This window comes from Clostridia bacterium (assembly GCA_035561135.1).
Lineage (GTDB): Bacteria > Acidobacteriota > Terriglobia > Terriglobales > Acidobacteriaceae > DATMYA01.
The window spans coordinates 37780-51233 of sequence record DATMYA010000051.1 but is presented as its reverse complement, the minus strand read 5'-3'; the positions used below and the strand labels follow the sequence as shown (position 1 = coordinate 51233).

At 57.5% G+C, this 13454-nt stretch carries 8 protein-coding genes; 7 read left to right on the top strand and 1 reads right to left on the bottom strand.

The annotated features are described in order from the left end of the window. Positions 1-34: 34 nt before the first annotated feature. On the bottom strand, positions 35-2368 hold the full coding sequence (locus VN622_10635) for a hypothetical protein (protein HWR36314.1): 2334 nt from the start codon (positions 2366-2368) through the stop codon (positions 35-37). A 496-nt stretch (positions 2369-2864) separates the two neighbouring features. Here VN622_10635 and VN622_10630 point away from each other — a divergent pair, with 496 nt between their 5' ends. The 7 genes from VN622_10630 (at position 2865) to VN622_10600 (ending at position 13452) form a co-directional block, all read left to right on the top strand. Continuing rightward, positions 2865-3392 (top strand): UpxY family transcription antiterminator, encoded by a 528-nt coding sequence (locus VN622_10630; protein HWR36313.1) that lies wholly within the window; start codon positions 2865-2867, stop codon positions 3390-3392. Between the two features lie 96 nt (positions 3393-3488). Then, positions 3489-6332 carry an SLBB domain-containing protein gene (locus VN622_10625; protein ID HWR36312.1) on the top strand — a complete coding sequence of 948 codons (2844 nt, stop codon included), beginning with the start codon at positions 3489-3491 and terminating at the stop codon, positions 6330-6332. Positions 6333-6388: 56 nt separating this feature from the next. Then, positions 6389-8809 carry a capsule assembly Wzi family protein gene (locus VN622_10620; protein HWR36311.1) on the top strand — a complete coding sequence of 807 codons (2421 nt, stop codon included), beginning with the start codon at positions 6389-6391 and terminating at the stop codon, positions 8807-8809. Beyond that, complete coding sequence (locus VN622_10615; protein HWR36310.1) at positions 8746-10359, top strand: oligosaccharide flippase family protein; 1614 nt, start codon at positions 8746-8748, stop codon at positions 10357-10359. The genes VN622_10620 and VN622_10615 overlap by 64 nt, the downstream gene beginning before the upstream one ends. A gap of 237 nt (positions 10360-10596) precedes the next feature. Then, positions 10597-11373 carry a class I SAM-dependent methyltransferase gene (locus VN622_10610; protein HWR36309.1) on the top strand — a complete coding sequence of 259 codons (777 nt, stop codon included), beginning with the start codon at positions 10597-10599 and terminating at the stop codon, positions 11371-11373. Beyond that, the gene (locus VN622_10605; GenBank protein HWR36308.1) at positions 11370-12497 is read left to right on the top strand and encodes an NAD-dependent epimerase/dehydratase family protein; all 1128 of its coding nucleotides are present in this window, start codon (positions 11370-11372) and stop codon (positions 12495-12497) included. The genes VN622_10610 and VN622_10605 overlap by 4 nt, the downstream gene beginning before the upstream one ends. Beyond that, the gene (locus VN622_10600; GenBank protein HWR36307.1) at positions 12490-13452 is read left to right on the top strand and encodes a glycosyltransferase family 2 protein; all 963 of its coding nucleotides are present in this window, start codon (positions 12490-12492) and stop codon (positions 13450-13452) included. Before VN622_10605 ends, VN622_10600 begins: the two co-directional genes overlap by 8 nt. Positions 13453-13454 lie beyond the last annotated feature (2 nt).

Below are 13454 nucleotides of genomic sequence, written 5' to 3'. Positions count from 1 at the left end.
TCGAAGCCAACGAACTCCCACGAAAACAGAAGAGCTATTGCAGCGTAACCATGCACTCGATCACGCCGATGCCGGCACTGAGCGGCTGCAGAGCTTTCCCAACTATTGCGCCAAGCAATCTGCTGCGATCCGTACCTCGCATCACGTGCCCCGGGGTGGCGGAGGTGACGAGCAGATCGCCGCGGCGTATCGCGCCATTCTCGGCGCTGGCCTTGCACGGCACGATCCCGATCATCGCCAGCGGCACTTCCTGCGCGATCTCCGCAGAGTCCAATGTGTGCGGCGTGCCCAAGACGCCGGGTTTGGTCGAATAAATTCCTGCCACGTTGGTAGCGTAGGTCTCAGACGCTAGTGCGAAGCGTCGGTCGCCCGTGGCGTCGATTACAAGCACGTCTCCCGGTGCGTAGCTTTCACGCGCGCCCAGGACGGCCACCGACTCGGCAAAGTCAGCGCCGCCGACCTGCGTTCCGCCGTTGGCGAACACCTTTCCGTAGCCATCGACACGAAACACTTTCATTCCCGCGCTGCGGCCAAGCAGCACAGTGCCTCCCGCAAAATTATTGAACTCACCCGCTGTGCCCGTGCCGCTCTCGACCATGCCGTAGATGCCGCTCGTGTATCCCGTCATCGAAGAGGCGTACCCAATTGCGCCGATGCCTTTGGCGCTGGCTGCCTTTCCATATACACCGTAGGTGCTGGCCGTCGCCATCTGCGATGTGGCCAATCCGTACACGCCAGCGCTGTAGCCGTCTCCGGCCGTGGAGCCGTACACGCCGTAACTGGTCCCGCCGGTAGCGACGGCATCACCAGCGAGCGCCATGCCTTGCGGGCTTCGCGTGATTCCGTGAACGCCGTAGCTTCGCCCGGTGCTTGAGTAGGCTTCGCCGTTGATAGCTGTGCCGTCGGGAGCGTTTGTCCGGCCGTAGATTCCCGTTGCCGTGCCCGATTTTGCTAGCGCCACGCCGTGCACCGCAACGCCCGTGTCGCTTGCAGTCTCGCTGCGCACTCCGTAGGAGAGTTCAGTCGTGGCATCGTCGTGAGCGTAGATGGCTGCCGCTGATGAAGCGTTCGCCGGACGCACAACTTCAAGCTGTGCGGAAGGGTTCATCGTCCCCACGCCGAGCGTACCCGCTGCCGTTACAACAAACCGCCAAGCACCGGCGTGAAAAACGCCGAATGGGTCGGAACTCGTTGTGCCCGCCTGTCCTACAAAGAGGGAGCCGTTGCCCTCGGGTCCTGTGAGCCAGAAACCGGCTGTATTTGCGCCGTCGGTACGATACTTCGCACGGCCAGCAACCTCGAACTTCTCATACGGCCGATCAACCCCGACTCCCACATTGCCGTTTGCGCCGACAGTGAACCGCCAGCGTCCGCTATGCCAAACGCCAAAAGGGTCGTAGCTGGAAGCACCGGCCTGCCCAACGAACAGCTGACCATTGCCGTCAGCGCCGGTCAGCCAAAAGCCTCCCGTAGTGTCGCCATCGGCGCGAAGCTTTGCGCGACCTGCGACTTCGAAGCGCTCATAAGGGTAGGGAATGCCAACTCCGACCCTGCCGCTGGAGTCGAGTGACATGGCCAGCTTCCCGGAATGCCAGAAACCAAGCGGCGACGCAGTCTGGTTTGCGTACTGGCCGATCAGAACGGATGATGCTCCTGCATCATCGCCGAGCATGAGTCCGGGCCCAGCCGCTGGCGTACCGCGGAGAAGCATTCGTCCGGCTACATCCAGCCGCTGGGTGGGATTCGTAGTCCCGACGCCGACACCAAGCGCGCTCTCTAACATCGTGGAATTGCCGAGAGTTGTGGCATCCACGAATTTAGCGATTGCGTTCGTCGCCCCGTTGAGTGCATTGAGAGGCAGGGATGCAGAAAGAGCGTTCGACACAGTCTTAACGCTTGTTCCGGCCGTGCCATCCGTTGGAGCAAGGAGATATGCAGATGCCGGCTTGCCTCCCAAGGTCTCTGCATCTGCTGCCCGGTATGCGTAGGGCACGCTGACAAGTAAGACGCGATTTGCGTCTTCGGGCTCGCTCTCGACCTGTACAGCAAGCCACCGCGGTTCGCCGTCAGCGAATAGGTCGGCAGCGAGTCCGCCAACGTGTTCCGAACCAATCAGCGCAACGTAAGCACCGTGCTCATCCAGTGAGAGACTGTGGGTCTCGATGAAAAGAGGAGAGCTGCCATGCTCATCTGCATAGATTGAGAAAGTAACTCCAACAGTGCCGGTTCGCGGTTGACCATCTGTTGTGCGAAGTATGCCAGAGTAACGAATGAGCCGTGGGACGGGTTGATCGCCAGTAGCAAAGCCTGACAGGGTAATAGATGCAATAAGTATGAGAACGGCCGCGAGCGACCGGATAGCGTGCATTAGGGCCCCTCTCCGCGATTACGAATGGTTGCGGAGTCGAAAAGGAATGATTGAAGAGAACCCGAATTGTAGAGTGTCGAAGCGAGAAAATGCTCCCATTTAATTCGTTACTTTGCATTCGGCTCCCTATTCGGGAATACGAGAGCAGGCGGCTCGGTTTGTCGCATCTTCGCTATTTCTTTCCCTCTCACAAATACTTATGATGTTTGTCACAGAGTTTTCAGCTATAGTTGTCAGACACTGACCCTCGAAAGCAGTCGCGAGTACTGAAGCAAGTGGCTTTGCCCCGAACGTGGTGCATTGATCGCGTTGGAACTGGGTGGCCGATATTCAGTTGAGTACTGGCGATGCAGAGCTCATTCCATTAGCTTCTGCGGCTTTCTGCGGGCGTTCAGTTCGCGAGTCTCTCTCCCCCATGCAAAGGTTCTGTTCAGGTCAGGTCACGAGTACCTGTAAGTGACGGGGCGAAGCTGTGTGCGTACCCTGTGTAAGCCGCATGAACGAAGCAAGTAATCAACACACCGAACAAACCGTTGAGGCGCGCTGGTACGTAGCTTGCACGCTGCCCAGGCACGAGAAGCAGGTCGCGGCACAACTCGACCTGAAGCAGGTCAAGTATTATCTCCCGCTATACGAGACGGTTCGGCGTTGGAAAGACCGTAATGCTCAGGTCCAGCTACCACTCTTTCCCGGCTATGTCTTTGTGCATATTCCGCTCTCCGAGCGACTGCGGGTGCTGGGTCTTGCGAGCGTTCATCGTTTTGTATCTTTCAACGGCCCTCCTGTGGCGATTGCAGACGACGAGATCGCGCGCCTGCGCCATGCAATTTCGGGGCTGAACGCAGAGCCACATCCGTATTTAAAGATCGGAGAGCGTGTGCGGGTGCGGCGTGGTCCGCTTGCCAGCAGCGAAGGCGTCCTGATCCGTAAGAAGAATGCTTACCGAGTCGTGCTGAACATTGACGCCATCATGCGAGCAGTGTCAGTTGAAGTGGATGTTGCTGACCTGGAAAAACTGAATTGAACAAGTTGCGTTGTTCCCGGCCTTCCGAAGTCTTTATCTGCGTGCCATCCTGCGTGTCGAGCCGTCATGCAGTTGAATCGGTATGGAGTCATTAGCGTGAACAGCCTGCCATCTCAAAAGATATCTTCGCCTCGCCGTTCGCTCGCCATTGGCGTTCTGCTATTCATAGTTGCTGTGCTGGCGCTCGCTCCGTTGCACGCGCAGGACGAGAGTAGTGCCCCGAGCGGCCGCCCCAAAACCGGCAAGAGCACAGCGTCCTCGCCGTCCTACGGAAACAGGTATGAACTACCGGCGTCGCGGATCATCGCAATGTTGCAGCAGGACCCTGAGTTGCTCTCCCAGGTCAAGATTGAAATCGCGCGCGTACTGCGCGAGCAGGGAAGAGTTGTTCAGGAGAGCGATGTACCCGATTCGCTGCTGCTCCGCCGTATTGAGCAGGATGCAGAGCTGCGCAGTCGCATCACCGAAGAACTGTTGAAGCGGGGTTACATAGAACCGGACGACCCTGAATTGAAGCGGCCTGCAGGCTCCGACGAAAGCGAGACCCCCTACACAGACAAGAACGAACGACGCCCCGGCAACTGGCCGGATGACTTCGAAGAAGATGGTGAAGAGGACCTTACGCTTGATGGCAAAGAATCCTCGCGTGCTCAAAACGCTGGTCGTCCGCGGGTGACCGTTCCAGAGTTTCCGCGTGTTGCGAAGGAGCGTGACAACGAACAAGTGCTCTTGCGTCATCGCAGACCGCCGCATCGCAGTCTGCAATCTCTAGAGGACCTTTACACTCAGACGCTTGATCCCACGGTAAAGCTCGAGCGGTTTGGTGCGAACATGTTCCGCAAGGGCATGGCGCCAGATCCGAAGCAGATGGACCTGCCCGCTGGACCTGACTATGTGCTAGGTCCCGGAGACGGATTGACGGTCGAACTCTGGGGCAGCCTGACGCGAAAACTTAGCCTGACGGTCGATCGAGAAGGACGAATTGCACTGCCAGAGGTTGGCACCGTACAGATCGGCGGGAAAACACTCGATCAAGCCCGTGAGTTTGTAGGAAAGGTCCTGCGCACTCAATTGCAGGATGTCGGCGTGGATGTCTCGCTCGGCCGTTTGCGTACCGTGCGGATCTACGTTGTCGGCGATGTCGTGCGGGCGGGCGCTTATAACATTAGTTCGCTTTCGACGCCACTGAACGCACTCTATGCGGCGGGCGGTCCAACGGCGCGAGGCTCGCTCAGAACCGTAAAGCACTACCGTGGCAAAGAGCTTATCCGGGAAGTAGATATCTACAACCTTCTGCTCAATGGGGTCAGTGACGAAGTGGGAAGACTGGAAGCGGGGGACACAATTCTGGTGCCTCCAATGGGCCCACAGGTAAGTGTCGCCGGAATGGTACGCCGTCCAGCCTTATATGAATTGAAGGGCGAAACTGAACTTTACGAGGCGCTTGAACTTGCGGGCGGTGTGCTGGTGGCTGGCTCGTTGCGCCAGATTGCGGTTGAGCGCGTGCAAGCGCACGAACGTCGCGTAATGCTTAGCCTCGATCTTCCCGAAGGAACCGACATCGCCTCGCTGAAGCAGGCTCTAGTGTCCTTCAAACTGCAGGACGGAGATCGAGTGACTATCTCCTCGATCCCTGCCTATAGTAACGAAACCGTTTATCTCGACGGGCATGTTACGCGGCCGGGTAAGTACCCATTCAGGAAAGACATTCAGGTCAGCGACCTAATCCGGTCTTATAAGGACCTGCTTCCAGAACCGTCAACTCAAGCAGAGATCATTCGGTTACAACCGCCGGACTTCCGCCCGATGGTCTTGCAGTTCAGCCTTAGCGAGGTGATGCAACACAAAGCTACTGTGATGTTGCAACCCTTCGATACCGTACGCGTGTTTGGCCGATACGAAGTGGACGCCCCGAAGGTCGCTATCTTCGGCGAAGTTTTGCGCCCGGGAGAGTATCCGCTTACGGATGGAATGAGCACCGCAGAATTAGTGCGAATGGCTGGTGGATTCAGGCGCAGCGCCTACCGGCAGACTGCGGACTTGGCCAGCTACGAAATCGAGGGCGGCGAGCGCGTGCAGCGTGACCACCGCGTCGTCGAGATCAGCAAAGCGCTGGATGGTGTGGCAGATATGGATATTCGGTTGAAACCGGGAGACGTGCTTACCGTTCGCCAATTAGCAGGTTGGGAAGACATCGGCGGTGCGGTCACGGTATCCGGCGAAGTCCAGCATCCCGGAACCTATGGAATCCAGGAAAGCGAACGGCTCAGTTCGCTGCTGCGGCGCGCCGGAGGCTTCCGGGAGAGCGCCTATCCCGCAGGCGCCGTGCTGCAACGCACGCAAGTACGACAGATGGACCGCCAGGCTCGCCAGGCGCTCATCCGTCGTATAGAGGGCGCCAAGCCTAAGGGTGCTGGAGCGGAACAGGCTGTGATGACCACCGCATTCATGCAGCAGCAACAGCAGATTTTGACGCGCTTAAAAGAAGAGGCTCCGGCGGGCCGGCAGGTCATCCGTATCAGTGCCGATCTTGGTAAATGGGAGAACACTCCCGCTGACGTCGAGATACGAGCAGGCGATGTGCTCATCATCCCGAAGCGCCCGGATTTCGTGCTTGTGAATGGTCAGGTGAACAGCCCTTCGGCCATCACCTACGTGCCCGGCAAGAACGCGCAGTGGTATTTGCGAAAGGCTGGTGGAGCAACGGAGTTCGGAAACAAGAAGGCAATTTTTGTAGTACGCGCCGATGGTTCAGTCATTGGCGCCGGCAACGGGGGATGGTGGTCTGGCGGAGTCATGGGAACCGTGTTGCAGCCGGGCGACTCTCTTGTCGTTCCGGAGCGCATTGCCACCGAAAACACCTTCTGGCGTAATCTGCTGAATGCGGCACAGGTGACCTCGTCGGTCGCAATTGCAGCACGCGTGGCAACTACTTTCTGATGAATTGGGCCGTCATTGCAGTGTCCTCGAAGTTCAGCGGGAGAGTCGTCCTTTGGATGACAGTGCTGTTGCTGCTTTCTCCGGTGAGCATCCTCGCCCAAGAAGAGGTGGCGCAGACTGCGGACCCTGTTCATCAGAAACCACAGTCCGACTCGTCACAAGCAACGCCGACGCCGAAACCAAAACGAGTGTTCGTGGTCTCGTACCTGAAGCGTTTCGGCGAAGATCAGCAGGCGATCTGGACGTCTCCCCTGCGGCTGAAAGCACGCGACACGAAGTGGCTGCTGCCGATCGGGCTCGCTACCGGCGGGTTAATCGCATCGGACGAGTCGACAATGCGGAGGTTTTCTCCCACCGAGAACACCAGTCGCAGGGCAAGGCAGTTCTCTGACGTTGGAGCCTTCTCGGCCGTGGCCCTTAGCGGACTGTTCTATGGTTGGGGCCACTTCACAGATAGTGACCATCTGCGCGAGACCGGAATATTGACTGGGGAAGCGGTGACGAATGCGGCCGCGGTTACAACCGCTCTCAAGCTGGTAACGCGCCGCCCGCGGCCTCTTGAGGATAATCGCGCGGGACGGTTCTGGTCTGGTGGCGCGTCCTTTCCTTCCGACCACGCTTCGGTTTCATGGGCTGCCGCAAGCGTCATCGCCCACGAATACCCGGGAACAGGAACGAAATTGCTGGCCTACGGCGGCGCGGCGGCAATCAGCACCGCGCGCGTAATCGGGCAGCAGCACTTTCCGTCGGATGTATTGATCGGTAGCACGATCGGTTGGCTGGTTGGACGGCAGATCTACCGCGCGCATCATGACACGTCTCTCGGCGGCGAGGGGATCGGCACGTTCGTAAAGGAAACCGGGGAAACAAAACGCTCTTCCGCCAACATGGCATCGCCCTCCGTGCCGATGGACAGCTGGATCTATCCGGTATTCGATCGCCTGATTGCCAGGGGGTACATACAGTCGGCATTCCTGGGCCTGCGACCGTGGACCCGAATGGAATGCGCACGACTCCTGCAAGAGGCCTCTGCTGAGTCGGAACTTGGTCCGGACGACGCGGATTTGGAGAAGCTGGTCAAGGCACTCTCAAACGAGTTCGCGCTGGAATCTCGCCGTCTCGATGGAGATACAAATCTTGGCGCCGAAATCGATTCCATCTACACCCGAGTCGGCGGGATCCAGGGAAGACCATTAACCGACGGCCTACACTTCGGACAAACCGTAATAAACGATGACGGTAGACCGTACGGTGAGGGGTTCAATTCCACCCTCGGTGTCTCCGGCCGAGCGGTTGCTGGCCCGGCAGCAATTTCATTCCGCGGCGAATACCAGCACTCCGCGCCCAATATTCCTTATTCACTCCAATTGCAGCAGACGATCTCAGACGTTGACGTCAAGCCGATCGTTCCGGGCCCTTCGGCTAACTCGCTCGACCGCCTGCACATTGTGGAGGCCTCAGTCGCCGTGCAGTATCGAGACATCAGCTTCTCGTTCGGCAAGCAACCGCTTTGGTGGGGCCCCGGACGGGGGCAGGCCATGCTGTTCAGCAACAATGCGGAGTCTATCTACATGTTCCGCATGACGCGAACCGCGCCAATCCTGCTTCCTTGGATATTTAGCAAGATGGGCCCGATCCGCAGCGAGATGTTCCTCGGCAAGCTTTCAGGCCATGTTGGACCGGCACGCCCGATGATTCACGGTGAGAAGATCAGCTTCAAGCCCACGCCGAACCTTGAATTGGGTTTCTCTCGCACAGTCATTTTTGCGGGAGCCGGAACTCCACTCACGCCGAGACTTTTCTTTAAGACATACTTCTCAGTGGGGGATCATCCTAACGCGGACTTGCCGGGCAACGACGCTGGCGATCGACGCGGCGGGTTCGATTTCAGTTACCGAGTACCAGGCTTGCGGAAATGGTTGGTTCTGTACAACGACTCCATGACCGATGATGACCCGTCCGCGCTAGCTGCGCCGCACAGGGCTGCCATGAACCCCGGTATTTACATCCCGCAACTGCCGGGACTGCCGAAGGTCGATTTCAGAGCGGAAGCCGTTTACACAGATATTCCGGGCACGCCAACCCAGGTTCGCGGCGGACACTTCGCGTACTGGAACGGCGTTTACCGCGACTCCTATACAAACAACAGACAACTGATCGCAACCTGGGCAGGGCGCGATAGCCGCGGGTTGCAATTGTGGAGCACGTACTGGATCTCGCCTTTCAATCGGATTCAGTTTGGATACCGGCACCAGATCGCTAATCCCGAGTACCTGAAAGGCGGCAACCTTCACAACTTCTCGGCGAAAGCTGAATTCCGCGTGAAGAGCAATTACGAGGTTTCAGCATTTACACAGTACGAACGCTGGAATTTCCCGATGCTGTCGAGTGGCACTAACTCGAACTTCGCCACGTGGCTTCAGATATCTTACCGGCCCGGACATTCGCCAAAACCCGGCACGACCTCTGCTCCGTAGAGCTAAAGGATTCCTTGGTACCCGACGAGAAGATAACGCTGGTGAAGAATGCTGTCGCGAACGTGGTACGCGGCAGCAGTTCGGCAATCGTTGCGCTGGCAGTACCGCCATTTCTTACGCGCGCCATGTCGCCAGAGACATATGGCGTGTGGGCCCTCGTACTCCAACTGAGCGCGTACGTCGGCTATCTCGATTTTGGAATTCAGACGGCCGTAAGCCGGTTCGTCGCTCACGCCAACGAGCGCGGGGACGCGGACTTCCGCGATCGCATGGTGAATACCGCGTTCGTGGTGCTTACGGTTGCCGGCGCGCTGGCGGTTATCGCGCTTATCGCAGGCGCGGCCCTCATGCCGAGGTTGTTTGGCGAGATGCCCCCTGCGTTATTCAACGATGCGCGCCTTGCGCTGCTCCTGGTTGGATCGTCGCTGGCAATAGGGCTGCCGATGTCCGTTTTCAACGGTGTCTTTGTCGGCCTGCAAAGAAACGAAGTTCCCGCCGGCATCATCGCGACATCGCGGATCATCAGCGCGGTCCTGCTGATTGTTGTTGTACGACACGGCGGCACGATCCCGCAAATCGCGGCTAGCATGGCGCTGGTGAATGTCGCTGCGTACATCGTTCAGTACGTCATGTTCCGGCGTCTCGCGCCCTCTATGCGCCTGACTCCATCCCTGGCTTCCAAGCGCCACCTGAAGGAACTCAGCGCATATTGCCTGAGCCTCACAGTGTGGTCCTTCGCCATGCTGTTGATAACGGGACTGAATGTCACGCTTGTTGCGCATTATCAATTTGGCGCAGTAGCCTACTATTCAATAGCGGCGAGTCTCGTAACGTTCATCGCAGGTTTGCAGAATGCGATTTTTAGCGCAATGATTCCAAACTCTGCTGTGCTGCACGCTCGTGGCGCTACAGAGGAACTCGGCACATTGTTGCAGGTGACAAGTCGTTACGGCATGTTCCTCCTTCTGTTCACCGGACTCCCACTCATATTGCTCGGTGATTGGGTTCTGAGGTTGTGGGTAGGTGGTGCGTATGCCGCGCACGGTTTCCTGTTGCTTCAGATACTGATCGTGGCAAATATTATTCGCCTTTCCATGACGCCCTATTCCGTCCTGCTGGTAGGCACTGGACAACAGCGGCTAGTCATAATGACTCCGCTTCTGGAAGGTTTGACCAATCTGGCTGTGAGTGTGGTGCTTGCTCCCTTTTATGGTGCGATTGGTGTTGCCATTGGGACTCTCGCAGGTGCAGTAGCGGGAGTGTTAGGGCACCTCTTGTACAACATGCGGAAAACTGCTGACATACGAGTCGATGTTCAGAAGCTAATCAAGGGCGCGATTCTCAAACCCCTCGTTTGTTCCACGCCGATACTCGCCGTGGGATTAGTGCTCCACTGGATCAATGGCGGAACACCTGTGGTACGTGCCACATCGTTTCTCTTCGGGTGCATAGGGGCTCTCGTTTGTGCGCTGAAGTGGGGGGATGTTGGCGGATTCCGCAATGTGATGCGCCATGGAACAGCGCAATGGCCTAATTCGGCGGGTGCTTAAGGTCTGGAAACTATGGTGCGAGATTCGCGTGAGTGAGATGGGGCAGTACGATTTGCATCATCATTGTGGGTTCCAGTCTCGAAAGGGAAGTAATTGAGTTACGAATTAGAAGCCTGCCCGGTTTGCGAGTGCAGGCAGCACACCGAAGCGTTTAGCGCAAGGGATCGTCACTACGGTATAGCTGGCGAGTACCGGCTCACGCGCTGCTCTGAATGCGAGCTCGTATTCTTGAATCCAATGTACTCGGACCAGGAGCTTGCAAGTCTCTATCCACAGAATTACTACGCTTACCAAGACCTCTCGCGTAGGGCCAGCCGTTACTGGGAGATTCTGAAGTCACTACTCGGAATGCGTACTGGAACGAAAGACCCCAACTTCTCTTCGCCTGGACGTATTCTCGATGTGGGGTGCGGAACAGGCTGGTTCCTGGCGAACATGCGAGCACGCGGTTGGGATACGTATGGTGTTGAGATCTCTTCCGAAGCAGCCCGCATAGGGCGGCAAACCGCTGAATTGAACATTAAGGCCGGAACGATTTTCGATGCAGGATTCGCTCCCAATTTCTTCGATTATGTCCGCTCGAACCACTCTTTCGAGCACATGTCCCGTCCGAATGAAACGCTCAAAGAGCTGCATCGAATCCTCAAGCCCTCGGGCAAGCTGTTGATTGGCGTTCCGAACATAGAGGGGGCGAATGCTCGTTTTTTTCGTCATCACTGGTGGTATCTCTGCGCACCAGTGCACACTTTTCATTACTCTCCTCGCACGCTCTCACAGCTCCTTTCAAAACATGGCTTCGCCGTTGAAAAGGTGACGTACAACTCGGATTACTCTGGCCTCTTGGGGAGCTTTCAGATCTGGCTCAATAGAAATTCCAAGCGTACTGCGGAGCAGGGTTGGGCTTACAACAATAAGTTCCTTCGGTTCGGCGCACAACGTATCGCCCGCGCCTTTGATTTGTTCGGCCTCGGAGACGTCATCGAGATCACGGCTCGCAAGGCTGACCAACTATGAAAATTCTTATCACCGGCGGGGCAGGCTTCATCGGTACCCACCTCGCACGTCGCTTATTGCGCGAAGGCCACGCGGTTTCCATCCTCGACAACTTCAGTCCGCAGATTCACGGAAGCAACCAGTCGCTGGCCCCGGATTTGATCGATCACATTGCGCTTCATGTTGGAGACGTGCGCGATGGGAACGTCTTTGCGCGTGCGCTGCAGGCGCAGGATGCAGTCGTACACCTCGCTGCCGAGACCGGAACCGGGCAGTCGATGTATGAAGTTGTGCGCTACCAGGACGTCAACGTGGGCGGCACCGCCGTGCTTCTGGATTACCTGGTCAATTGCAAGACGCATCGCGTTCGGAGGCTTGTCACGGCGTCATCGCGCGCCATCTACGGCGAGGGAAGTTATCGCTGCGCCGAGCACGGCACGGTGTACCCTCCAGTGCGCGCTGTCGCCGATATGGAGGCTGGCCGATTCAATCCGCGCTGCCCTTCGTGCGGTTGCGACGTGTTCTCCGAGCCCACGCCGGAGGAAGCCCCGCTCCAGCCGACCTCCTTCTACGGACTCACCAAGCAGGTACAGGAGCAGATGACGCTGATGTTCGGGCAGGCGCTTGGCCTCGGCACATATGCGTTGCGCTTCCAGAATGTCTACGGCCCCGGACAGTCTCTCAAAAATCCGTACACGGGCATCCTTGCCATCTTTGCAACCCAGGCACGGAAAAATCTTCCTATCTACATCTTCGAGGATGGCGAGGAGAGCCGCGACTTCGTTTACATAGACGACGTGGTCGATGCCATTTCCAGGTGCCTCGCTTGCGACGATGTTGCCGCAGTGGCCCTGAACGTAGGGTCCGGCGAGCGCACGACGGTTAAGAAGGTTGTCGAAGAGATCACTGCATTCTTCGGCAGCAGTTCCGAGATTTCGGTTACAGGTGCATTCCGGCAGGGAGACATACGGCACAACCTCGCAGACCTCAGCCGGGTACGCGCGCGCATTGGCTACGAACCTGTATGGCAGTTTGAGGAAGGCGTGCAGCGGTTCCTGGAGTGGGCTGCCGGGCAGGAATGTGCTGCGACGAAGTACGAGTCTTCGCTGCAAGAGATGCGCGATCGAGGACTCTTCCATGGGTAACCGGCCCATGGCCAGCGATTGGAAGATCGGCGTCGTCACGGTCACGTACAACAGTGCTGGCGTTCTTCCAGGATTTCTTCGGTCCATGGCTGGCCAGACGTGGGGCAACTACACCCTGTACGTTGTGGACAACGCCTCGAAAGACGGCTCGGCGGAACTAGCTGGCACCTGCTCTAACGTTCCTGTCCTGGTGATTGGAAACGATGACAACCGTGGCGTCGCGGCGGGCAACAACCAAGGCATCCATGCGGCTTTCGCGGATGGTTGCGATGCTATTTTGCTGATCAACAACGATACGGAGTTCGAGCCGGGCCTGATGGCGAAGCTGGCGGATAGCATGGCGCAACAGGGCTGCGACATGATCATCCCGAAGATGATGTACTTCGAGCCAAAGGACACGATCTGGTGCGCGGGCGGGTGGATCAATCCATGGCGCGGCTACTCCGGCGAACACTATGGGATGCGCGAACGCGATTGCGGGCAGTTCGACGCTCCGCGGCAAGTGACCTACGCACCAACATGCTGCATGCTTGTGCGGAAGAGCGTCTTCGAGCGTATCGGCTACATGGACGAGCGCTACTTTGTGTATTTCGATGACACCGATTTCTGCTATCGCGCAAAGCAGGCGGGACTGGTTCTGAACTACGAGCCTGCAGTAACGCTGTACCACAAGGTCAGCAGTTTGACAGGGGGCGACGAATCGTCCTTCGCCGTGCGGTACATCACCCGCAACCACGTTTATTATTTGCTGAAGAATTTCGGACGTCTGCTTGCGGTCGTGCTGCTGTTTGGATACGCACTGAAGATTACAGCCAAGCTCTTGATGCGAACCTGTTCGTTACAACTTTTCACCACAGCTTCGAGCGCATTCATAGAAGGTGTGCGCGTTTTTGTTGCCTCGCGTCGAGAGAGGCGTGAACCGGAGACAACCGAGGTTCTTGCGGACATTAAGTGATC

Bases quoted from the DNA above. Each gene is read 5' to 3' on its own strand.
- VN622_10635 (HWR36314.1), bottom strand. From the start codon at position 2,368: ATGCACGCTATCCGGTCGCTCGCGGCCGTTCTCATACTTATTGCATCT.
- VN622_10630 (HWR36313.1), top strand. From the start codon at position 2,865: ATGAACGAAGCAAGTAATCAACACACCGAACAAACCGTTGAGGCGCGC.
- VN622_10620 (HWR36311.1), top strand. From the start codon at position 6,389: ATGACAGTGCTGTTGCTGCTTTCTCCGGTGAGCATCCTCGCCCAAGAA.
- VN622_10610 (HWR36309.1), top strand. From the start codon at position 10,597: ATGTACTCGGACCAGGAGCTTGCAAGTCTCTATCCACAGAATTACTAC.
- VN622_10605 (HWR36308.1), top strand. From the start codon at position 11,370: ATGAAAATTCTTATCACCGGCGGGGCAGGCTTCATCGGTACCCACCTC.
- VN622_10600 (HWR36307.1), top strand. From the start codon at position 12,490: ATGGGTAACCGGCCCATGGCCAGCGATTGGAAGATCGGCGTCGTCACG.